Origin of the sequence: Bacillus cereus group sp. N14, assembly GCF_016483555.1 — a bacterium.
GTDB lineage: Bacteria > Bacillota > Bacilli > Bacillales > Bacillaceae_G > Bacillus_A > Bacillus_A wiedmannii.
Genome location: NZ_JAEHBQ010000004.1, coordinates 26,769 through 48,599 on the forward strand (window position 1 = coordinate 26,769; position 21,831 = coordinate 48,599).

Consider the following 21,831-nt stretch of genomic DNA (forward strand, 5'->3'; position numbering starts at 1 on the left):
TCTGACTACTTTTATTATAGGTGATGAGGAAAGCGGAAATCAAAACATACTTCTTATACTTTGTCCATATATATGAAGAAGAAAGGGGAATGACGATGGATGTAAGAGAACATACTTTTTTCTCTCTGCTTATTATTAGTTATTTTATTGCCTTTGGGGTTATACTTGGTGGTTCATTAATTGGTGGATTTGGTGCATTTCTTATCGGAAAACCAACTCTAACTTACATTAATCAATTCGCCCAAAATTTAAGAATTTGGGCACTCGTTGCAGCAATTGGCGGAACATTTGATACTTTTTATAGCTTTGAAAGAAGTTTCTTTGGCGGGGATATGAAAGATATCGTAAAACAAATTCTCCTTATTTTTTTCGCAACGGGTGGTATGCAAACAGGCCTTACTATTATTAAATGGCTAACGCAGGAACATGTATGAGAGTACCAAGTGCCAATACAGCAAAAAAATGGTATTTAGTTTTAGCTGGTGCTGCTGTTGGAGGCGTGTTGAGCTGGTTTATTTTTTTGTTCATATACGGTGTTTTTCAAGAAGAACAAGCTAGTAAAATAGCAGAACAAAGAGAAATTATAGAAAAACAAGAAGCAAAGCTCCACGTCCTTCTCGAAGATCAAGAAAAATTGAATACAGAAAATAAACGACTCTTAACTATTCAAGAGATTAAAATAAAACTTATAAATCGAGAAAAATACGATTTAGACAACCTTACACTTGAAAACATGACTACCTCTATCCATAATGACCTCCAGCATCTTTTAACGAAAAACATACAAAGTATCGCAAAAAATAAAGACCTACTCAAAAAGGTAATAGAAAACAAGACGTACAAACATTACGATCGGCTATACCGTTTCAAAGTCGATACGATATCTTTTGATACAGTGCTTGAAATTAGCATTACGATAGAGAAAGAAAAATAAAGAAGGAGGGCTTTAGCGCCACTCCTTCTTTTCGTTTTCATATATAATCTCTTATCTACACAACTCACGTAAATCAGCAAAAAGACGATCCGCTTCTTCCCAAGAAGATGCTTTTGCACCAGAAGCCATCGGATGCCCTCCGCCATTATATTGCATTGCTAATTTATTTATCACTGGTCCTTTTGAACGAAGACGAACACGAATCACATCGTCTTCCTCTAAAAATAGAACCCACGACTTTAATCCATCAATATTACCAAGTGCTCCAACAACACCGGATGCCTCAGAAGGAAGTACATCAAACTTTTCTAATACTTCTTTCGTTAATTTAATGTAAGCTGCTCCTTCTTCTACCATCGTAAAGTTTTGTAAAATATAGCCGTTTAAACGAGCAATCTTTTCTTTCGTCTTATACATTTCATTGTATAAATCTGTGAATTTCACATCCATATCAACAAGCTCACTCACGTAACGAAGTGTTTTCGCTGTTGTATTCGGGAATAAGAAACGACCTGTATCCCCAACAATACCCGCTAAAATAAGACGAGCTGCTTCTTTCGTTATCTGTAATCCTTTATCTTTTCCATAACTGTAAAATTCATAAATCATTTCACTTGTAGAACTTGATGTCGTATCTACCCACGTAATATCTCCGTACGGATCTTCATTCGGATGATGATCAATTTTAATTAACATCTTCCCTTTTGCATAGCGTTGATCGTCAACACGTTCTTGGTTCGCAGTATCACATACGATAACAAGTGCATTTTCATATACACTATCTTCAATATCATCCATTACTCGTAAATATTCTAGTGACGGTTCATTGTACCCAACCGTATAAATATTTTTCTCTGGAAACGATTCTTGTAGAATTGTACCAAGACCTCCCTGTGAACCTAATGCATCTGGATCTGGACGCACATGACGATGAATAATAATTGTATCAAACTCTTTAATTGCTCTTAAAATTTGCTCATGCATATGTATAATCTCCTTTTTACTCAACTTCTTCACTTTAACGTGCAGTAAAAGCCCAATTGGTGCGGGCAAATCATTAGCGCAGAAACATCCTCACACTAATTAAAGTTTCACTTTATCCTCCATTATAACGGAAAGTATTTCATACATGCGAACAATTGCTTTATAATAGAAATTAGAAAGTTTAGATATTTCTTTTTTCTCCACTATTATTTTTCACAAAGCGATGGGAGTGTGCATGATGCCAGTATTAGTCTTCTGTATTATCGTCTCATTTATGTTGTACCTCTTCTACAAAACAAAATACTTTCGTACAAACCGCCCAATGGAGAAAGGTTGGCTCTCAGGAAAATCCGCAATGGCACTTGGTTCATTCGTCTTATTCTTTGGGATAAACCAATTCTTTTTAGAACTTTCAACCGCTCGAATTATCGTTGGTGTTTTATTTGTTCTATTTGGTAGTGCAAGTGCATTTAATGGATTTCGCCAATACAAACATTTCTTACCATTAGCAGTTGAAGAAGCTGAATCTGTCTGAAGCAGTGCAAAAAAAGCATCAACATTGTGATGCTTTTTTACGTCCCTTAACTTTTAAAATCATATATGCGACAAACGCAGATGGTATATTAAATGGGTTGCCCTGCACATGAAGATGTAATTGTTCTTCCCCAAAAGACATTCTTTCATATAACTCTCGCTGAGATAATCCTGTTTTTTTCTTTTTTTCATGTAAACCTTGTAAGTATAAATATTGAATCGGTATCATTATAAGAAAGTAAAAGAGTGCGATACTACCAAAAAAGAGTACTGTTGATGACATAATGCATACCACCTTTCGTAAATCCATTTTCTTACAATTTAATTATAACATAGTCTAGCATCTAATTAAATTAATATTCTGTTTTTTAATCAGACAATTGTCTCACCACATAATTCTTCTTCGACATACTGAATATATCGCCGAATAAAAGCATCAGGTTTTTTTCTAATAGGTTCAATATCAAGTCTTAATAGTATTTTTCCTGCCATATAAAAGATTCTTGAAGCGGTCCCAAGTCGAATGGCTGATTCTGAAATATTTTCCCCATATCCCATCATAAAATTCCCCCATGCATCTTCTAACTGTCCCGAAGCAATTAAATGCAATCTTGGAACACCAATATCAAACTCTTTATAGCCAAATCCACATTCATCAAAATCGAGTAAATACCAATCCTCTTTGTCTACAAGAATATTTCCAAAATGCATATCTCCGTGAACAAATTGTTTTTCTCCCAATTGAATTGAGTTTGTAAGTTCTTGTATTCTTTCTGCAATTTTCAAGCATTTATTTTTATCCTCATAAGATAAAAAAGAAGTATTTAATAAACATTGTAAAGACTCATGAATCATCTTTTGCTCGCTATATATAGGTCTTTCATAACCTCTCCAAGTTTGCGACACTCTTTTAAGCACTCCATTTGTTTTTTCATGAAACATTCGCATTAATGCTCCAAGTTTTTCATAATCTTTATCCTTTGGTTCTATAATTTCACTTCCATTTATAAACCTAAAGACAACAAAATACTGGATACTTCCCTCATCTTTCATAACAGGTGTGACCCAGTCACCATCTTTATTTACAACTACTTCTGGTACTAACATTTGTTTTTGCAACGCTATTAACCAATGTATTTCAGCTTCTATTTGCTCGGCTGTATAACGTCCTTCTCTATACTGCCTAACCACAAATTTATTTTTATCCGATTCGAATATATATGTTTGATTTTCTCCCCCATGCAACAATGACACTTTCGTAAGACTATTTAAATTATATTGCTTACATAACTGCTCTTTAATGTAAAAATCCATTCTTCTCCCCCTAGTTCATATAGTGAAGCATCGTTTCCCCTATCCAATTACACTATTCTTATCTTTTAATGATTAGTAGCGTAATCGACTAACAGCCAATTTTCTATCCACATTGATACATATCCTTCTATTTTTTCACTTCTCTACTAAAACGCCCACTGAACTTAAGTAATAGCTTCAAAATCCAATAAAACAATATAAAGTTAAAGAAAAAGCCTAATGGATTAAACGAAATTTCCCATCCACCATAATAAATGAAATTTTCTGCTGGTATACCAAAGTAAAGAAAATCGCTATTATTTTCTCCAGTTGTAGGGGCAAAGGAACAAATAATAGCGAAAATCAAACTTACTACATACAATTTCTTTTTATTTGAATCCATTCTTCTATGTGTTAACACATAAAAAGTTATTGCAAATACTACACCTAAAAAGAGAACTATTACTCCCATTCGACACCTCCACAATTATTGTTCAAGCATCTTCAAATGATTACATGTTCCTATTTATAAATATGAAACAGAACGTGATTTATTTTTCTCTTTCGCAATTCAAAGCATGCTAGATTCAGTTGCTAACTACATTTTAAAACTCCCTCATGTAGCGTTCTAAAAAAAAATGGAACAAACCAAAGCGGTCTGCTCCATCTTTTTATTTATCGATCAACTGCACCATAAGTAATGCTTTCCCGACGACATTACCTTCATGATGCACTTCTACATCAACCTTACCAAATTTACGTCCAATTTCTAATACTTTCGGATGAACCGATACAACATTGTCAATTTGAACTGGTTTTACGAAATAAATTGTTAAGTTCTCAACAATTAAATCACTCTTCTTTTGCGCACGAATAACGCGATTCGTTGCTTCTGTCACAATTGTTGCGAATACACCATAAGATAACGTTCCGATTGAATTCGTCATTTGCGGCGTCACTGAAAATTGATATAAATGTTCATTTTTCGCTTCTTTCGGCGTCATAAATTGATTCGTTACAATATCATCGATTGTTTCGCCGACTTGTGGTTGGCGCTGAATCATTTGCAACGCCTGAAGTACATCTTGACGACTAATAATACCTTGCAACTTATTTCCTTCATCAACAACAGGAAGTAACTCAATACCTTCCCACACCATCATACGTGCCGCAGCTGCGACAGACATTTTTCCATTTACCGTAATTGGATGCTTTGTCATTACTTTATCAATTGGTGTTTCTTTTACAACACCAATCATATCCTTAGAAGTCACAATACCTAATACCTTTTTATTTTCATCAACAATCGGATATCTTCCGTGCATCGTCTCTTCGTTATACGCATGCCATTGCTGCACTGTATCATTTGGTTTTAAATATAACGTTTCTTCAATTGGCGTTAAAATATCTTCAACGAGTACAATTTCTTTCTTAATCAGCTGATCGTAAATCGCACGGTTAATTAACGTTGCAACTGTAAATGTATCGTAACTACTTGAAATAATCGGCAGTTTTAATTCATCTGCTAATTTCTTCACATGATCTTCCGTATCAAATCCGCCCGTAATTAATACAGCGGCTCCAGTTTCTAACGCTAATTGATGCGCGTTCGTACGGTTACCGACAATAAGTAAGTTTCCAGCTTCTGTATAGCGCATCATAGCTTCTAATTTCATTGCCCCGATTACGAATTTATTTAACGTTTTATGTAGTCCTTCTCTGCCTCCAAGTACTTGGCCATCAACAATGTTAACAACTTCTGCATATGTCAACTTTTCAATATTTTCTTTCTTCTTTTGTTCAATTCGAATGGTTCCGACACGTTCAATCGTACTAACATACCCTTTATTTTCTGCATCTTTAATTGCACGGTAAGCTGTCCCTTCACTTACACTCAAATCTTTTGCAATTTGCCTTACAGAAATTTTATGCCCTACTGGCAGGCTATTAATATGTTCTAAAATTTGGTTATGCTTGGTAGCCAAATGGTTTCACCATACTTTCTTTTCCCTAAATTCTTCATGTGTTGTATTTTCAGTATACTATATTTTCAAAACTGTTACACTCTCTCTTTATATATCTGTACTATTTTTTTTATAACAAAATACGCCTTACATGACACTACTTCTTCTATTACAACAATGTAATGGTATTGTCATCTCGTTCGATAGTTTGTCCAGCCGCTTCCATATACAATGAAGACAAGAAATGAAACAAAGGAGCGGATACATGATGAAAAAATTATTAGAGGTTGTAGGTGCTGTATTTTTAGCTTTCGTAGACGGAAAAAAAGTTGCAATGGAATTGAATGAAACACCTGAACAGCCACTTCCAAAAAGAAAAGAATCGTCAAAACAAGTACAACCTTTAAAAGCTGTCCTACACACGTAAAAAACCCTTCACTTGTCTTTTCAAATGAAGGGTTTCTTTTCTATAGTGTAATACTTTCTCCAGCTTCTAATACTTTTCCTGTACAATTTTGTAGCTTTTCTACAAATTGATATGGATCTTGTTCAATAACCGGGAACGTATTGTAATGCATCGGTACAACAGTTTTCGCCTGAACCCATTTTGCTGCTAAAACAGCATCTTCTGGTCCCATTGTGAAATTATCACCAATTGGTAAAAATGCTACATCAATGTTATTTAGCTCCCCAATTAATTTCATATCAGAGAATAGAGCAGTATCCCCTGCATGATACACAGTTTTTTCTTCTGCTGTAAATAAAATACCTGCTGGCATACCTGTATATGTAATCGTCTTATTTTCTTCATTAATATAACTAGAACCGTGGAATGCTTGTGTAAACTTCACTTTTCCGAAGTCAAATTCATGCGAACCACCAATATGCATCGGATGTGTATTTACACCTTGCCAACTTAAAAATGTCGCTAGTTCAAATGGTGCCACAACAACTGCATTATTTTTCTTCGCAAGCTCTACTGTATCTCCAACATGATCACCATGTCCATGCGATAAAAGAATTGCATCTACTTTGACATCTTCAGCCTTTAAATCCGCTGTCGGATTTCCAGTTAAAAATGGGTCAATTAAAATCACTTTTCCATTCGTTTCAATCTTTACAACTGAATGCCCGTGATAAGATACTTTCATTACTACATTCCTCCCCTATTCACATTCTCATTTTTTATTCTACATGATTTTTCAATTCCCTGTCTTTTCTAACATCTATTTACTTGTCATAACGCTTTCTTCCGATGTAAAGTTATATTTGTAATTAAATATCTCGGGGGTGCCAATCGATGAATGCTAGATTAGAAAATTTAATGCAATGGCTAAAAGAAAAAAACGTAGAAGCTGCGTTCTTAACTTCTACACCAAACGTTTTCTACATGACAAACTTCCACTGCGAACCACACGAAAGACTTCTTGGTATGTTTGTATTCCAAGAAAAAGAACCTATTTTAATTTGCCCTAAAATGGAAGAAGGTCAAGCGCGTAACGCTGGCTGGGCACATGAAATTATCGGATTTACTGATACTGACAGACCATGGGATATGATTGCAAAAGCAATTAAAGACCGCGGCATCAATGCAAATGCAGTTGCAATTGAAAAAGAACATTTAAACGTAGAGCGCTACGAAGAATTAACAAAGTTATTCCCAAATGCAGCTTTCAAATCAGCTGAGGAAAAAGTTCGTGAACTTCGCTTAATTAAAGATGAAAAAGAACTTTCTATTTTACGCGAAGCAGCTAAAATGGCAGATTACGCTGTTGAAGTGGGTGTAAATGCAATTAAAGAAAATCGTAGCGAGCTAGAAGTATTAGCAATTATTGAACACGAATTAAAAACAAAAGGCATACATAAAATGTCATTTGATACGATGGTATTAGCAGGTGCAAACTCTGCTCTTCCACACGGTATTCCAGGTGCAAACAAAATGAAACGCGGCGATTTCGTACTATTTGATTTAGGCGTAATCATTGAAGGTTATTGCTCTGACATTACACGTACAGTGGCATTCGGTGAAATTTCTGAAGAACAAACTCGCATTTATAACACTGTACTTGCTGGACAACTACAAGCAGTTGAAGCATGTAAACCAGGTGTTACACTTGGCGCAATCGACAACGCTGCTCGTTCTGTTATCGCAGATGCAGGTTACGGGGACTTCTTCCCACACCGCCTTGGTCACGGACTTGGAATTAGCGTACACGAATATCCAGATGTAAAAGCTGGTAACGAGTCTCCATTAAAAGAAGGTATGGTCTTCACAATCGAGCCAGGTATTTATGTACCAAACGTAGGTGGCGTTCGTATTGAAGATGATATTTACATCACAAAAGACGGGTCAGAAATTTTAACGAAATTCCCGAAAGAATTACAATTTGTGAAATAAGAAAAAGGCAGCTTAATTGCTGCCTTTTTCTATTTTTCTACTATTTCACATTTCTCTACAATCATTTTTGCTGGATAACTTTCAAGTATTTGAGAAAACCATACTTTTATTTTATCCCCTGTTTTTAACTGTTTATATGTGCCTTTATCTTTAAAGCTCAAAACTATATGTGATGGATGCTCTTTATTTATTTGTTGTTCCATATAATGTTGCAATTCTACTTTTGTATTAAACGTTTTATCATCTACAAAAAACACCGTGTCATTTCTTACTATGACATACCCCTCTTCAGGTACTTTTTTTACTGCTACTTGCTCTACTTGTTTTGTAGTACACGCTGATAATATGACTAGAAATACACTTAAAAACATAAAGTTTTTCATACGCCTATTCATTTTTAACTCCTTACTCTAAGCTATTTCAAATTTAACACCATCTTCTCCTCATACTTATCATCCCATTTAATCACAACCTCTATCGGTTCATCTTTAGATAGAGGTGCACAACTTACACAAGAAGACTTCATTTCAATCCTTGCTCCTTTATGAACTTCTGAAGTTTGCGTCATTTCACTAAAGGTTTCATTAATAGCAATCTCTAAATTTTTAAATTCTGTATTTCCATCTCCGCCCTTATACTGAAACGTAAACATTCCATCTTCACTGTCATCCTTAATATATCCTTTATATTGCCCCGTCCAACTTTTGCTCTCACTAGAAAAAGTAACATACGAAATCGAACAACTTCCTAAAAAGAAAATACTAATAAAAAAGAATAATGCTCTCTTCATAATGCCCCTCCATTCAAAAGCACTTATTTATTGTCTATTTCTTCCTCTTATTATATTATAAAAATACAGAATTTTCTAAAACAGGAGGTTTATATGTTACAACAACAGTTAGAAGAAATTCGTAATAATAATTACATACCGAATAAAACACTTAACATTGATTCTTTAAGTTCCAATATGCTTGAGCATATCGGTGTTACCGATAGCTATTTAAGAGACAAGCTCATCTACTCTACTTTTTATCATCTCATCAAAAAGGACTACATTTCACACACACAATTACAGAAACTATTATTAGAAAGCATGAGTGAAAAATATTTATTGTATAAAATTCATTCGGATGACGAAGATGCTGTATTTACCCGCGCATTTACGACATTATTACTTGCGCTCATTATTGATGCTGATACAAAATATAATTTCTTATCACAGAATGAGATTTTAACTGTAAAAGATCAATTGATTCTATATATGAACAATGAACATGATTTCCGTGGATATGTTAAAGACCACGGCTGGGCACACAGTATCGCTCATGCTTCTGATACATTTGAAGCGCTTGTTCGTAGTCCTAAACTGGAAACTTTATATTACGAAGAAATATTACAAACTTTATTAAACAAAGTTTGTGTCCATTCTATTTACTACAAATATGAAGAAGACGAGCGTCTCGTTTATCCGATTGTCGCAATGCTACAAAATGGTCTAAAGGAAGAAAAACTCATATTAGCCCTTCATGATTTAGTAGCTCAATTACCCGTCAAAAAACAAACATTACATATTGAATCGTACGAGTACCTATACGGAAATATAAAATCTTTCTTACGTAGTTTGTTTTTCCGACTACGCACACTGTCTATATGTGAAGAAACCGAATGCAAAATTGAAAAATTGCTACGAGAACTTCCAAAATATTATTAAAAAAAGAAGGCCACTTAGAAAGTGCCTTCTTCTATTTCACTAATATTTAATTGAAATTTCACGATCCAAACTGAGAAAAGGTGGACAAGAATCGCAAACGCCATACATGCTCCGCTTAAAAAAGTTAGTATAGGATGCGAATACACGTGCCCTAATCCATAGGATATCGCCACGAAAAACATTGTTATGTAAATATAAATTGCTCCATGTATTTGCCTCATATAAACCTCCTTTTCCCATATTATAACATAAATTTTCTGATTATTCACATTAATAGCTTGTAATCAATATTTCTCAACTGTTACACCTCTAACAGCAGCCTTAATATATGGTGCTCCTTGTAAACTTTGTAAATCCTCTGTTTTTCCTGTTACGACTACACCGTATATTGGTAGGTCTTTTTGTTTCGTGTTTTTTATTTCATTATAGTTTATCCTAAAATACTCTTGAAATACCCCTTTATTTTCACTTAAAGATATCTTAATACAGCTTTTCTTTTAAATTTTTTTCAACATAAAAAGCACACCTACCTTAATGTGCTTCTCTCCAACATACTATTCTATTATTTCATCGCTTCCTTCACAACATCTTGAATCATAACGACTTCTGTTTTCATATCAACAGACGGTGCTTCTTCATCAATACATTCATACCAAAACGCTACATGCTTTTTATCAATTTCATGATGAGAATTTTCGACAAGAGCCCCGCCTTCTCCTTGCACAGAATACCAATATAAGTACTCTTCTCCATCTCTTATTTCCCGGAAAATTGTCTCAACGTACATCTTCTCGTCGTTTAGTGTCAAAAGCACTTCTTTCATATTGTCATTAAGAAGCTGCATCCATTCATCTACACGATGACTTTTACCTTGTTTCACTTTAAATCTCGTTAACTCCACATTCATTTTTATTCCCCCGTTTTCTTACGTACAAACAATCTATATTCTATTGGATTATAAAAACGTAATTTACTAGCTAATTTCCGCGAAGGAATATTGTCTACATAACAATCCCAGCACGGTGTAATATCATTTTGCATGCAATGTTCAATGAACCGTGTTGCAACAGCTTGGGCTAATCCTTTCCCTTGATATGCTTTATGCGTCGCAATATCAATTTCAGCAAATCCATTCCCATTAAATATCGAAACACATTCAGCTACAATTATCCCATCTTGTTCTATACAAAATCCGAAACCACCGTTCAAAAATAGCTCTTTTGATCCCCAATATTCTTTATAATACTCCTCTGTAAATTCATTGCTTCGTTCTATATCACTTTTATTAATACGCTTCACTTCATATGTATTTTTGTTTGAATCTCGTTTTCTCTCTTCAAAAATTTCTCGTTGAAATTTCATTCGCGGGATGTTCCGAAGTGTATTACTAAAACGCTCTTCTAACATCATTTCCCACTCGTCACTCGAAGTGAACAACGTAAATCTCTTCTCTGTTTTTTCAATAGCCATTTTTAAATGCGCAAATAAATATTCGTTATAATTTTGATCATCCGTATCACCAAATAAATAATAGATACCGTTAGCTGTACGAATTAGTCCTGCTGTTAACTTCTCGTTTGCAAAAACTTCACCATCTATCATTTGATCACATACCGCATGAGCAAAGGTTGTTGTCCTTGTATGACCTTCTAAAGTCGGAAGGATTTTTCTATACTCGGCTACAGATAATTTGTTCATAATTGCTCCACTTTAATCGTATCAGCCTCTATATTTTCAAAACAAAGATTTACCGTTCTCTTGAATGCTCTCGTTCTATGAATCGTGCATGCTGGAATTAAGATAGAATCATTTGGCTTTAAAACCGCCGTTTCTCCATCTTCAAAATCGATCAGTAGTTCTCCCTCTAGCACAATAAATAATTCATCCGAATTAGAATGATAGTGCCAATCATATTCACCAGTAAATACAGCGATTCGTAAGCAATGACTATTTACATTTGAAACGACAAAATTTTTATGTTGATCTTGAATGTCCTTCGATAATTCTATTAAATTCACAGTTTCCATCTTTCGTCCCACCCTTTCATTAGTCGTTCTTCTGAAAAACTAATTTAGTCTCCACCACCTCCGCAATCTCCTCCACTATCACTTGAGCTGCTACAATCATTGCTACTGTAGTCACCGAATCCACTTGATGAGCTTGAAGCGTATGAAGATTTTTTTCTTCTTTTTCTATCTTTTTTACTTTCATGACTAGGCCACACTTTATCAAATAATATAAAGAATAAGAATCCTTCTACCATAACAAGTATAACGCCAAAAATACCTTCAATAACATTAGGGGTTATCCCCAAATTGTTAACCATCCCACATAAAAACACGCAAAAAATCACATACAAGAACATACAAATATACCGAAATGTTTTTTCTATCATAATAACTACTTTTTTTGAAAGAGGTATGTTCTGTTCCTGTTTTTTCTTTATATACTTTTGTCTTTTAGCTTGCTTTTTCTTCCTATTTTTACTCCCCATTGAATCCCCTCTATCGACTTTCGTTTTTTTCATTCAATTCCAAATTATCACAAAAAACAACATCATAACAAGCTATATTTCACGTAAAGTTTTATTTACTTTTTGTAAAGTTTTATTTACTTATTTCCTAAAAATGGATATAATGAATGTAACAAATTTACAAAAAGGAGACCTTGTATATTTGATTAAAAATAAGGTGAAACAATTCCGCGTCGTTAGAGACATCACTCAAGAGCAATTAGCTTCCTCTGTTCAAATCACCAGACAATCCCTCATCGCTATCGAGAAGAATAAATACAACCCAAGTTTAGAATTAGCATTGAAATTATGTGAGTTTTTCAACTGTAAAGTAGAAGATTTATTTCAATTAGATAAAACTGGGGAGGAAAAAGAATGAAAAATGCTTTTACTCAAAAGTTCATTTCACATCTTACTTTTTTAGTGTTAGGATCATCTTTTCTTTATTTCAATAGTACTGACGAAGAAAAGATTAGTTCTGTCCTTCTATTCGCTGGCGTATACATACTCTTATCCTTAATACTATTCGTAGTGAAACGAATATTCTTTAAGAAAAAAAAGAGCGTTTCCGAGAAATATCCATTACCTGAGATGGATGAAAGAATCGAGAAAATGAGTTTAAAACTTATGGCACAAATTTTCGGTCTCTCTCATTTAGTTGGCTCTACGATACTATTTATTTTATATCTCACTGACAAAAACTCGATGATACGAGTTGAGTATGCCTTATATTACTTGTTCGGCATTCTTTTCTTTACAATGATGTTCGGATTGAAAATTGTAAAGAAACTAGACAATTAATCAAAATAAAAAGACCCTCCTTACAGAAGGAGGGTCTTACATATATCTTTATTATGATAAAGCAGGAGCTTTTTCAAGAAGCTCTTTCGCATCAGCATATTGTAAACCGTGTGCTTCTGCAACTGCTTCGAATGTTACATAGCCATCTAATGTGTTAATACCTTTTAATAATGCAGTGTTGCCTAAGCAAGCATCTTTGTAGCCTTTGTTCGCAATTTGTACTGCATATGGTACTGTTACGTTTGTTAATGCAAGAGTTGATGTACGTGGAACTGCTCCTGGCATATTAGCAACTGCATAATGAACAACGCCATGTTTTTCGTAAGTTGGGTTGTCGTGAGTTGTAATACGGTCAGTTGTTTCGAAAATACCACCTTGGTCAATCGCGATATCTACAACGACAGAACCTCGTTCCATTGATTGAATCATTTCTTCTGTTACCAGTTTTGGCGCTTTTGCACCTGGGATTAATACTGCACCGATTACAAGATCAGACTCTTTTACAGCTTCTGCAATGTTGTATGGATTAGACATTAAAGTTTTTACTTGGTTTCCGAAAATGTCATCTAGTTGACGAAGACGTTCTGCACTTAAATCGATGATTGTTACATCTGCACCTAAACCTACTGCAATCTTCGCTGCGTTTGTACCAGCTTGACCACCGCCGATAATTGTTACTTTGCCGCGTTTTACCCCTGGAACGCCTGCAAGTAAAATACCTTTACCGCCTTTGTTTTTCTCAAGGAATTGTGCACCGATTTGTGCAGACATACGACCAGCTACTTCACTCATAGGTGCAAGTAATGGTAAAGAACGATTGTCTAACTGTACTGTTTCGTATGCAATTGATACAACTTTGTTATCAATTAATGCTTTCGTTAATTCTGGTTCTGGAGCTAAGTGTAAGTATGTGAATAAAATTAAACCTTCGCGGAAATAACCGTACTCACTTGCAACTGGCTCTTTTACCTTCATAACCATATCTTGATTCCATGCTTCTTCAGCAGTTTCAACAAGTTTTGCACCAGCTTGTACGTATTCTTCATCTGTAAAGCCAGATCCTAAACCTGCTCCTTTTTGAACAAAAACTTCATGACCATTTTGTACTAAGTGTACTGCTCCCGCTGGCGTCATTGCCACGCGGTTTTCATTGTTTTTAATTTCTGTTGGAATACCGATACGCATTATTAGTTCCCCCTTGAGTTATGAAATGACCCCTGAATCATTTTTTAAAGCGCTTTCTACGCTCTTATATTTTAACATAATATCTCAATATTTGACAAAAAATAATACAAGTTTTCCGATGGATTTAATCTTACATGAAAGGACAGTATTATCCACACCTCTCAGCATACAGGATAAACTGTCCAATTATACGAAACTTCAATTTATTTCGCTCTATCGATGTCTATGAATAACATCTACTGCACCAGTTACTTCAATAATTGTACCGGTAATCATATCGGAATCTTCCTCACATAAAAACGAAATCGTTCTTGCGATATCTTCACCTGTTCCAGATCTACCAATTGGTGTGTTACGTTCTTTCAACTGACGTGCTTCTTGAATTGTCGCTTCTTTCATTTCACCAATAATATCACCAGGACATACCATGTTCGCAGTAATACCATATTCTGCTTCTTCATAAGCAACTGTTTTAGTCAATGAAACAAGTCCTACTTTCGCTGCTGCAAAAGCTGAACGATAAATCCATCCTGGTGCGCTATCTGCCCCTTGGAATCCGTAATTAATAATACGGCCAAAGTTCTGTTTTCTCATAATCGGAACGACAAGTTTCAACAAATGAAACACCGCTGTTAAATTACCCTGAATCATTTCATTCCATTCGTCTTCTTCATAATCGACTAACTTTTTTCGTTCAAACACATATGGACCAGCATTATTAATTAAAAAATCAATTTTGCCAAAACGACTTATCGCTTCTTCTACTATTTTATGTAAATCTTCCTTTTTCGTGACATCCGCTTGCACGAATTGTAGACGCTCTTCCATATTTTTATATGTTTCTTTCATCGTTTCCATAGCAGTTATATCGCTATGATATGTTACTGTTACTGAATACCCTTTAGCCAATAACTTTTCTGTTACTTGCTTTCCTAAACCTTTCGTACCGGCTGTAATGAGCGCGTGTCTCACAAACATGCCTCCTTTTAAATTGCTATACTTCATATGTAACAAGTTCTCGCCCCAATTACAACTAAAATGAATTAAAGCAAAGTTTTCAAAATTCTGTAACGTTTCCGACAAGCACATTACCAAAATTTGTTTTATAATAAAGTTGTAAACGGTAATAAAAATGATTGGGAGGAATTTACTATGAATAATACATATACAAATATTTTAATCGCGGTGGATGGTTCTAAAGAAGCAGAAAGAGCTTTTAAAAAAGCAATTCAAGTCGCAAAACGCAACAATGCAACATTAACAATTGCTCATATCGTTGATGTAAAAGCATACTCAGCAGTAGAAGCTTATAGCCGCGCAATTGCTGAACGTGCAAATCTATTTGCAGAAGACTTATTAGAAGACTACAAAAAAACTGCGCTTGAAGCTGGCCTTGAAAAAATTGAAACTGTATTAGAATTTGGTAATCCTAAATCTAAAATTTCAAAAGAAATCGCTCCAAACCATAAAGTAGATTTAATTATGTGTGGTGCAACTGGTTTAAATGCTGTTGAGCGTTTCCTAATTGGTAGCGTCTCTGAACATATTATTCGCTATGCGAAATGCGATGTCCTTGTTGTTCGTGGTGATGAGGAGCAAGGTGAGCTTTAATTCATAAAAATAAATAGGGTAGATAAGAGGCTTTCTCTTATCTACCCTATTTTCATTTATACTTTAGGAATTCTGTAATCCGGATTATGTTGTTCCCAGCCACCTTGTGTATCTACACTCGTATCACCATCACCATCTACCCATATTGTTCTCCCGTCAGGTAAAACTCTTTCATGGGGTGTTACATGATGAGCATTTGGATTTTCCTCCGTCGTATATTCTACGTCAGTTGCATCTGGATGTACTGCTTGTGCTATGCTATCACTTCCTACTCCCTCAGCAATTCCATCTACACCATCAACTATATCTATAACTCCAACCGAGAAAACACCTACAGCCGCAACCTTTGCTAATTCTTTTCCTGCCTCTATCGCTTTATCAGTATCTCCCTCTCGTATCGCTTGCACCGTTTCAACTCCCTTTTCTGAAACATGTACAATACCTTTTCCAATTGTCGTTGCCGTATCTTGAACCGTTCCAAGTATTTCTTCGTACCCTCGCTTCGCTTGCTGTTTATCGTCTGTAATAAGCCCACCTATAGCATCATATGTACCATCAGCAAGATTCCCAACAATTTCCCCAGTTTTCACAGTAGCTTTATTAACGCCTTTTCCAACATCTTTTATGAAATTACTATTCGTAACTTCTCCTACCGCTTCTATCGTACCACCCACTACTTCAGCTGTAACTTTGGCCACTGCTCCAGTTATTGATTTTATTAAACCCATACCGCATCCCCTTTTTCTCTATAAATCATTATATAATATTATTACAATTATAATTATATAGTTGTAGCCTATATAACTACAACTTATTTCACATACTTCACTATAAATACAAGACAAACCACCACAACAATGACGATTGCCAACACATAAGATGGTAAGAACTTCATAGACCACAGTGCCATCATAATCGTCGCAATCGTTAAATACGTTTGCTTTGCATCTTCTGTCATTTTTTTACGAAGCAAGAACACATACAAATAACCGATTGGCGGCGTAATGAAGCACAGAACATATATGACTTTAGATTTTAAATACCATTTTTGTTCTCCGAGTTTCTTTATATCCTCTTCTATTCTCTTATGCTCTTGTTCTCTCGCTTCTTCTACAAACGGATCTTCCTCTTCTCCTCGCTTTTCTTTCATATAAGGAAGAAAGTGCACGAAAAAATAGTATGCAAATACGAACGCTCCAAATCCAATATTTAATCTTTCTAATGGAATATGCTCACTAAAGAAAACAGCAGTAAGTACTAAAGACAAACAGTACGTCATCATCCAAAATGAACGTTTTCTCTTTTTCCGTTCGATTTCTTTTTTATCTTGTACATGTTTTCTTTTCGAAAGCCATATTGAAATACAGCAATCTACTACAAATAGAATAAAGATAAATATCCCAACGTGTACTGTTTCTACATCCTTAAATGAAAAGATATTTGGGAATGCAACGTGTAATACAATTAGCGTGTACAAAATTAACCCTATAAAATAAATACGCCTCATTTTCCATTCCTTTCTTATTTTCTAACTTTAGGTTAACATACATTTTTTAGAAATAGATGGACAAAATATATGTGTTTAAAAAAGGAGGATGCTGCATGGATGATTCCGAACGCATTATTTTAGATGTGAATGGGAAAGAAATTGAAATGCTAGATACGATTCGTACTCATTTTAAAGATAAGCATGGCGTGGAACTAAGTAATGGTGCATTACTTAGAGATTTGATGGATATTGAGTATATTCGAATTACGGAAGATCGACATAAGTATGATTAATCGATGAAACTTTAAGCCTAGAGCAAAATGCTCTAGGCTTACTTACCTCCTCACGAAAAATGTTATAATTAGGAAAAAACAAGTATGGAGGATGCTCTACTATGAAATCTGAAAATATCTCAAAACATTTTCACACATTACATGTACAAAGGAACGAGTTCCTTCCTCATCTCCATTCATTATCACAAGAACAACTATGGTATAGGAAAGAGGACAAAAAATGGTCTACTGGTGAACACTTTTATCACTTATATTTAATTACAAGGATGCTCAAAGTAGCGATTAAATTCTCTCTCACTCTTATCCCTTATGCAAAGCTAAGAAAAAATACCCCATTTGAAACTGAAATACACGACATTTATGCCGAATATAAAGAAAAGCATGGTAAAGGAATGAAAGCACCTTGGATTTTAATCCCCTCAAAAAAAATCTATCACTCTATGAATGTAACTGAATTAGAAGAATTACTTTCCCGTGAAACAGATGAAATAAAAAAACTTGTTCAAAATATAGAAGAAAATATCGCCGGACATATCGTATTTTTAGATCCAATCGCTCACTATCCTAACCTGATTCAATCTATCCAACTATTAGCGATACATGAGAAACATCATTTTATGATTATGAAAAATGATTATGAAATGATAGATCCCCCCCTAAAAATCTAAACACAAAAAAAGTAAGGTGCTTTCTAAAAAAGCACCTTACCTTCTCTCTCATACATCATTTAATTCCTACAAACTCTCCAACTAACGCTTTCGCCTTCTCCAAAGCTTTTTCAATTTGCTCAAACCCTGTCCCGCCAGCACTATTACGACGCTTTACAGCTGCATATGATGAAAGAACTTCATATAAATCTTCTTCAAATAATGAGCTCATTTCTTTGTATGTTTCAAGTGGTACATCTAATAAATAAATTCCTTTTTGCGTACAATGAAGAACTAGTTTCCCGACAATTTCATGAGCTTGACGGAATGGCAGTCCCTTGCTTGCTAAATAGTCGGCAATTTCTGTTGCGTTTGAGAAATCTTGCGTTACAGCTTGCCCCATCTTTTCTTTGTTGACAGTCATCGTTTCTAGCATGCCTGCCATAATATGAAGGCATCCTTCTACTGTTTTTACTGTATCAAACATTCCTTCTTTATCTTCTTGTAAGTCTTTATTGTAAGCGAGCGGTAATCCTTTCATTACTGTAAGTAAACTAAATAAATTACCGTACACTCTGCCTGTTTTACCACGAATTAATTCCGCCATATCCGGATTTTTCTTTTGCGGCATAATGCTGCTTCCCGTTGCGTATTGATCGCTCATTTCAATAAATTGAAACTCTTGGCTACTCCATAAAATAAGTTCTTCGCAAAAGCGTGATAAGTGCATCATGAGCATAGATGAGTTACTTAGGAACTCCAGTATGAAATCACGATCGCTTACTGCATCTAAACTATTTTCATAGATTCCATTAAATCCAAGAAGCTCCGCACTATATTCTCGATCAATCGGGAATGTTGTCCCAGCTAATGCTCCTGCTCCTAATGGTGAAATGTTAATGCGCTTTAATGAATCTTCATAACGATTCACATCACGCTCTAACATCCAAAAGTAAGCGAGAATATGATGAGCAAATGAAATTGGCTGCGCACGCTGCAAATGCGTATAACCAGGCATAATGGTTTCAATATTATTTTCTGCTTGATGAACAAGAACCGTTTGCAATTGTTTTGTAGCTTTTATAATATGTTCTACTTTTTCTTTCAAATATAAATGCATATCAGTCGCTACTTGATCGTTACGGCTTCGTCCTGTATGAAGTTTCCCTCCTACTTCACCGATTTGTTCAATTAACATTTTTTCAATGTTTAAATGAATATCTTCTGCTTCTACTGAGAATTGAAGCTTACTCTCTTTTGCTTCTTTTAATAAATACTGAAGCCCTACCTTTATTTTCTCTGCTTCTTCTTTCGTAACGATACCTTGCTTTGCTAGCATCGTTACGTGTGCAATACTTCCCTTTATATCTTGATTTACTAATTGTTGATCGAAGGAGATGGATGCTCCAAACTCTTCAACCCACGCTTCCGCTTCTTCTGTAAAACGTCCGCCCCAAAGTTTGCTCACGCTTCCACCTTCTTTTGATTCACTTGGCTGTATACTTTCGTCGGTAAACCGAATAATGAAATGAATCCAACTGCTGCATCATGATTAAATTCGTCCTGAGCAGTATATGTTGCTAATTTTTCGTCATATAAAGAGTACTCAGATTTACGTCCTTCTACAATCGCATGGCCTTTAAATAATTTCACACGCACTGTACCTGTTACATTCTTTTGCGTTTCTTGTAAGAAAGCATGAAGCGCTTGTTTTAAAGGAGAGAACCATAAACCGTTATAAATAAGTTCTGTTATTTTCTGCTCAATCACCGGTTTAAAATGTGCCACTTCTTTTACGTGCGTTAGATCTTCCAGCTCTTTATGTGCTGTGATTAACGTCATTGCCGCTGGACATTCGTATACTTCACGCGATTTAATACCAACAAGACGATTTTCTACGTGATCGATACGTCCAACGCCATGTTTTCCAGCAAGGGCATTTAACGTTTTAATTAATTCTGAAAGTGAATATGCAGTGCCATTTAAAGTAGTCGGTACGCCTGCTTCAAAGCCGATTTCTACAAACTCTGGCTTATTCGGTGTATCTTCTAATGCCAATGTCATCTCATATGCATCTTCTGGCGGCGCTGCCCATGGATCCTCTAAAATTCCACATTCGTTGCTGCGTCCCCATAAATTTTGATCGATTGAAAATGGGCTATCTAAATTAATAGGAATTGGAACATCGTTTTCTTTTGCATATGCAATTTCTTCTTCACGTGACCATTTCCATTCACGTACAGGCGCAATCACTTCTAAGTAAGGATTTAACGCTTGAATAGAAACTTCAAAACGAACTTGATCATTCCCTTTCCCTGTACATCCGTGTGCAATTGCAGTCGCCCCTTCTTGTTCTGCAATTTCTACTAATTTCTTAGCGATAAGTGGACGAGATAATGCAGAAACGAGAGGGTATTTCCCTTCGTATAACGTGTGTGCTTGCATAGCCATCAATGCATATTCATTTGCAAATTCTTCTTGAACATCGATCATATATGATTTAATTGCACCTACTGAAAGTGCCTTTTCTTTTACGAATGCTAAGTCTTTACCTTCCCCTAAGTCTAAACAAAGCGCGATAATATCATAATTCTTCTCTTGTAACCATTTAATTGCAACGGAAGTATCAAGACCTCCGGAATATGCTAATACCACTTTTTTCTTCTCCATTTTGCATCCCCCTAAAGAATAAATATTCATTTTCTTTTATAATAATACACACTTTAACACCTTTCACAAAATGTATCAAGAGTCATTTTCAAATTTTTTCAAACAATTTCGTCGAGCTTCTTTCTGTTTTCATGTACAATATAAGCAGGAAAACGGGGGTGAACCTATGGAAAAGTATTTCTTATACGACGATCATCTAGGAATTGAAATTCCGTATTTACAAGAAGATTGGGAAAATATCCCCGAAAAAATACAGCATGCTATTTTATTAAAATGGGAACAAGTTCGCGGAAAGATTCCTGATCGTATAAAAGAACTCGAGCACTCTATTAATGCAAAACAGCATCATTTAAATAACGAAGAAAACTTCGAAATTTCTTGCAAACTTAATTCAGAAATTGCCGATCTCGCTTCCATCATTAATGACCTTTGGCTTTGGTATCGACTCACTCAAAATGTATCTGAGGGGAAAGCACACCAATGAAAAAAGCATGCCCCTCAATTACTTTGGGTCATGCTTTTTTGTCGTAACACGATTTACAATATATTTCTTGTGCTGTTTTTGCCAAACACACATCAAACGGACCAACTAATATACTTCTTTCTTTCGGCAACTTTACAAAAGCAACTAGCTCTTCTTCATATTGAATCTTTTTCTGACATGAAACACATATTAATTCTTTTCTTTTGAACATATCTTTTAGCATATCTTCACTCTCCCTCTCATCTATCTATATTAATATACTCTCATAATAGTTAAGACTTGTAAAAAAATGACACATTCCAAAGTGAACGATTCATATAC

General features: G+C 35.1%; 32 protein-coding genes and 1 pseudogene. 12 read left to right on the plus strand and 21 right to left on the minus strand.

Going from position 1 to position 21,831, the window contains the following annotated elements:
• Positions 1–20: 20 nt before the first annotated feature.
• A complete protein-coding gene (gene ytrH / locus JDS82_RS07945) occupies positions 21–434 on the plus strand; it encodes a sporulation membrane protein YtrH (RefSeq protein WP_073516695.1) in 414 nt (137 codons plus the stop codon).
• Positions 431–934, plus strand: coding sequence for a sporulation membrane protein YtrI (gene ytrI / locus JDS82_RS07950; RefSeq protein ID WP_001265725.1), 504 nt, complete (start codon positions 431–433; stop codon positions 932–934). Before ytrH ends, ytrI begins: the two co-directional genes overlap by 4 nt.
• Positions 935–985: 51 nt before the next feature.
• On the opposite strand, the gene JDS82_RS07955 is transcribed toward ytrI, so the two are convergent.
• Positions 986–1,918, minus strand: a complete 933-nt coding sequence (locus JDS82_RS07955; protein ID WP_000545158.1) for a DHH family phosphoesterase — start codon at positions 1,916–1,918, stop codon at positions 986–988.
• 238 nt (positions 1,919–2,156) lie between these two features.
• Between JDS82_RS07955 and JDS82_RS07960 the strand changes: the two genes are divergently transcribed.
• Positions 2,157–2,453: a YtpI family protein gene (locus tag JDS82_RS07960; RefSeq protein ID WP_001144768.1), complete on the plus strand. Its 297-nt coding sequence runs from the start codon at positions 2,157–2,159 to the stop codon at positions 2,451–2,453.
• 18 nt (positions 2,454–2,471) lie between these two features.
• Here the strand turns inward: JDS82_RS07960 and JDS82_RS07965 are convergent, their stop codons facing one another.
• The 4 genes from JDS82_RS07965 to JDS82_RS07980 form a co-directional block, all read right to left on the minus strand.
• Positions 2,472–2,735 (minus strand): DUF3949 domain-containing protein, encoded by a 264-nt coding sequence (locus JDS82_RS07965; RefSeq protein WP_000099734.1) that lies wholly within the window; start codon positions 2,733–2,735, stop codon positions 2,472–2,474.
• 89 nt (positions 2,736–2,824) lie between these two features.
• Positions 2,825–3,766, minus strand: a complete 942-nt coding sequence (locus tag JDS82_RS07970; RefSeq protein WP_199713045.1) for a phosphotransferase enzyme family protein — start codon at positions 3,764–3,766, stop codon at positions 2,825–2,827.
• Positions 3,767–3,893: 127 nt separating this feature from the next.
• Positions 3,894–4,217: a hypothetical protein gene (locus JDS82_RS07975; RefSeq protein ID WP_064449248.1), complete on the minus strand. Its 324-nt coding sequence runs from the start codon at positions 4,215–4,217 to the stop codon at positions 3,894–3,896.
• 199 nt (positions 4,218–4,416) lie between these two features.
• Entirely contained in the window at positions 4,417–5,730 is a 1,314-nt protein-coding gene (locus JDS82_RS07980; protein ID WP_000201589.1) for a CBS domain-containing protein, read from the minus strand.
• Between the two features lie 244 nt (positions 5,731–5,974).
• On the opposite strand from JDS82_RS07980, the gene JDS82_RS07985 reads away from it, so the two are divergent.
• On the plus strand, positions 5,975–6,136 hold the full coding sequence (locus JDS82_RS07985; RefSeq protein ID WP_000976301.1) for a hypothetical protein: 162 nt from the start codon (positions 5,975–5,977) through the stop codon (positions 6,134–6,136).
• A 40-nt stretch (positions 6,137–6,176) separates the two neighbouring features.
• Here the strand turns inward: JDS82_RS07985 and JDS82_RS07990 are convergent, their stop codons facing one another.
• On the minus strand, positions 6,177–6,860 hold the full coding sequence (locus JDS82_RS07990; RefSeq protein ID WP_000868947.1) for a metal-dependent hydrolase: 684 nt from the start codon (positions 6,858–6,860) through the stop codon (positions 6,177–6,179).
• Positions 6,861–7,009: 149 nt separating this feature from the next.
• Here JDS82_RS07990 and pepQ point away from each other — a divergent pair, with 149 nt between their 5' ends.
• Positions 7,010–8,107 (plus strand): Xaa-Pro dipeptidase, encoded by a 1,098-nt coding sequence (gene pepQ, locus JDS82_RS07995; RefSeq protein ID WP_000994037.1) that lies wholly within the window; start codon positions 7,010–7,012, stop codon positions 8,105–8,107.
• Between the two features lie 29 nt (positions 8,108–8,136).
• On the opposite strand, the gene JDS82_RS08000 is transcribed toward pepQ, so the two are convergent.
• Positions 8,137–8,502: a DUF3221 domain-containing protein gene (locus JDS82_RS08000; protein WP_199713046.1), complete on the minus strand. Its 366-nt coding sequence runs from the start codon at positions 8,500–8,502 to the stop codon at positions 8,137–8,139.
• Between the two features lie 20 nt (positions 8,503–8,522).
• Positions 8,523–8,897: a hypothetical protein gene (locus JDS82_RS08005; protein WP_064056527.1), complete on the minus strand. Its 375-nt coding sequence runs from the start codon at positions 8,895–8,897 to the stop codon at positions 8,523–8,525.
• 93 nt (positions 8,898–8,990) lie between these two features.
• On the opposite strand from JDS82_RS08005, the gene JDS82_RS08010 reads away from it, so the two are divergent.
• Positions 8,991–9,818: a DUF2785 domain-containing protein gene (locus tag JDS82_RS08010; protein ID WP_000941482.1), complete on the plus strand. Its 828-nt coding sequence runs from the start codon at positions 8,991–8,993 to the stop codon at positions 9,816–9,818.
• Positions 9,819–9,832: 14 nt separating this feature from the next.
• Here the strand turns inward: JDS82_RS08010 and JDS82_RS08015 are convergent, their stop codons facing one another.
• The 6 genes and pseudogenes from JDS82_RS08015 to JDS82_RS08040 form a co-directional block, all read right to left on the minus strand.
• Complete coding sequence (locus JDS82_RS08015; protein ID WP_001248904.1) at positions 9,833–10,039, minus strand: hypothetical protein; 207 nt, start codon at positions 10,037–10,039, stop codon at positions 9,833–9,835.
• A gap of 63 nt (positions 10,040–10,102) precedes the next feature.
• Positions 10,103–10,294: pseudogene (locus JDS82_RS08020) on the minus strand (anti sigma factor C-terminal domain-containing protein); the annotation flags it as partial.
• An 86-nt stretch (positions 10,295–10,380) separates the two neighbouring features.
• Positions 10,381–10,725 carry a DUF6176 family protein gene (locus JDS82_RS08025; protein ID WP_001100229.1) on the minus strand — a complete coding sequence of 115 codons (345 nt, stop codon included), beginning with the start codon at positions 10,723–10,725 and terminating at the stop codon, positions 10,381–10,383.
• Positions 10,726–10,727: 2 nt separating this feature from the next.
• On the minus strand, positions 10,728–11,516 hold the full coding sequence (locus JDS82_RS08030) for a GNAT family N-acetyltransferase (protein WP_199713047.1): 789 nt from the start codon (positions 11,514–11,516) through the stop codon (positions 10,728–10,730).
• Entirely contained in the window at positions 11,513–11,845 is a 333-nt protein-coding gene (locus tag JDS82_RS08035) for a cupin domain-containing protein (RefSeq protein WP_000450923.1), read from the minus strand. The genes JDS82_RS08030 and JDS82_RS08035 overlap by 4 nt, the downstream gene beginning before the upstream one ends.
• A gap of 44 nt (positions 11,846–11,889) precedes the next feature.
• Positions 11,890–12,312 carry a hypothetical protein gene (locus JDS82_RS08040; protein WP_000534973.1) on the minus strand — a complete coding sequence of 141 codons (423 nt, stop codon included), beginning with the start codon at positions 12,310–12,312 and terminating at the stop codon, positions 11,890–11,892.
• Positions 12,313–12,445: 133 nt separating this feature from the next.
• Here JDS82_RS08040 and JDS82_RS08045 point away from each other — a divergent pair, with 133 nt between their 5' ends.
• On the plus strand, positions 12,446–12,709 hold the full coding sequence (locus JDS82_RS08045; RefSeq protein WP_061673022.1) for a helix-turn-helix transcriptional regulator: 264 nt from the start codon (positions 12,446–12,448) through the stop codon (positions 12,707–12,709).
• On the plus strand, positions 12,706–13,131 hold the full coding sequence (locus JDS82_RS08050; RefSeq protein ID WP_061673023.1) for a hypothetical protein: 426 nt from the start codon (positions 12,706–12,708) through the stop codon (positions 13,129–13,131). The genes JDS82_RS08045 and JDS82_RS08050 overlap by 4 nt, the downstream gene beginning before the upstream one ends.
• 51 nt (positions 13,132–13,182) lie before the next feature.
• Here JDS82_RS08050 and ald read toward each other — a convergent pair whose 3' ends face one another.
• Entirely contained in the window at positions 13,183–14,316 is a 1,134-nt protein-coding gene (ald, locus tag JDS82_RS08055) for an alanine dehydrogenase (protein WP_199713048.1), read from the minus strand.
• Between the two features lie 213 nt (positions 14,317–14,529).
• On the minus strand, positions 14,530–15,321 hold the full coding sequence (locus JDS82_RS08060) for an SDR family oxidoreductase (protein ID WP_033657720.1): 792 nt from the start codon (positions 15,319–15,321) through the stop codon (positions 14,530–14,532).
• A 147-nt stretch (positions 15,322–15,468) separates the two neighbouring features.
• Between JDS82_RS08060 and JDS82_RS08065 the strand changes: the two genes are divergently transcribed.
• Positions 15,469–15,927, plus strand: a complete 459-nt coding sequence (locus tag JDS82_RS08065; protein ID WP_001066681.1) for a universal stress protein — start codon at positions 15,469–15,471, stop codon at positions 15,925–15,927.
• A gap of 56 nt (positions 15,928–15,983) precedes the next feature.
• Here JDS82_RS08065 and JDS82_RS08070 read toward each other — a convergent pair whose 3' ends face one another.
• Positions 15,984–16,655, minus strand: a complete 672-nt coding sequence (locus tag JDS82_RS08070) for a hypothetical protein (RefSeq protein WP_199713049.1) — start codon at positions 16,653–16,655, stop codon at positions 15,984–15,986.
• A gap of 83 nt (positions 16,656–16,738) precedes the next feature.
• Positions 16,739–17,434 carry a hypothetical protein gene (locus JDS82_RS08075; RefSeq protein WP_001252908.1) on the minus strand — a complete coding sequence of 232 codons (696 nt, stop codon included), beginning with the start codon at positions 17,432–17,434 and terminating at the stop codon, positions 16,739–16,741.
• A 95-nt stretch (positions 17,435–17,529) separates the two neighbouring features.
• On the opposite strand from JDS82_RS08075, the gene JDS82_RS08080 reads away from it, so the two are divergent.
• Both JDS82_RS08080 and JDS82_RS08085 read left to right on the plus strand, forming a co-directional pair.
• The gene (locus tag JDS82_RS08080; protein WP_000342757.1) at positions 17,530–17,709 is read left to right on the plus strand and encodes a hypothetical protein; all 180 of its coding nucleotides are present in this window, start codon (positions 17,530–17,532) and stop codon (positions 17,707–17,709) included.
• 101 nt (positions 17,710–17,810) lie between these two features.
• A complete protein-coding gene (locus JDS82_RS08085) occupies positions 17,811–18,377 on the plus strand; it encodes a DinB family protein (RefSeq protein WP_199713050.1) in 567 nt (188 codons plus the stop codon).
• 55 nt (positions 18,378–18,432) lie between these two features.
• Here JDS82_RS08085 and argH read toward each other — a convergent pair whose 3' ends face one another.
• Together argH and JDS82_RS08095 are read right to left on the minus strand one after the other, a co-directional pair.
• On the minus strand, positions 18,433–19,824 hold the full coding sequence (gene argH / locus JDS82_RS08090; RefSeq protein ID WP_000041249.1) for an argininosuccinate lyase: 1,392 nt from the start codon (positions 19,822–19,824) through the stop codon (positions 18,433–18,435).
• Positions 19,821–21,026 carry an argininosuccinate synthase gene (locus JDS82_RS08095; protein ID WP_199713051.1) on the minus strand — a complete coding sequence of 402 codons (1,206 nt, stop codon included), beginning with the start codon at positions 21,024–21,026 and terminating at the stop codon, positions 19,821–19,823. Before JDS82_RS08095 ends, argH begins: the two co-directional genes overlap by 4 nt.
• Positions 21,027–21,192: 166 nt before the next feature.
• On the opposite strand from JDS82_RS08095, the gene JDS82_RS08100 reads away from it, so the two are divergent.
• Positions 21,193–21,510, plus strand: a complete 318-nt coding sequence (locus JDS82_RS08100) for a hypothetical protein (RefSeq protein ID WP_000417209.1) — start codon at positions 21,193–21,195, stop codon at positions 21,508–21,510.
• A gap of 28 nt (positions 21,511–21,538) precedes the next feature.
• Here the strand turns inward: JDS82_RS08100 and JDS82_RS08105 are convergent, their stop codons facing one another.
• Entirely contained in the window at positions 21,539–21,733 is a 195-nt protein-coding gene (locus JDS82_RS08105; protein WP_000910278.1) for a hypothetical protein, read from the minus strand.
• Positions 21,734–21,831: the final 98 nt, after the last annotated feature.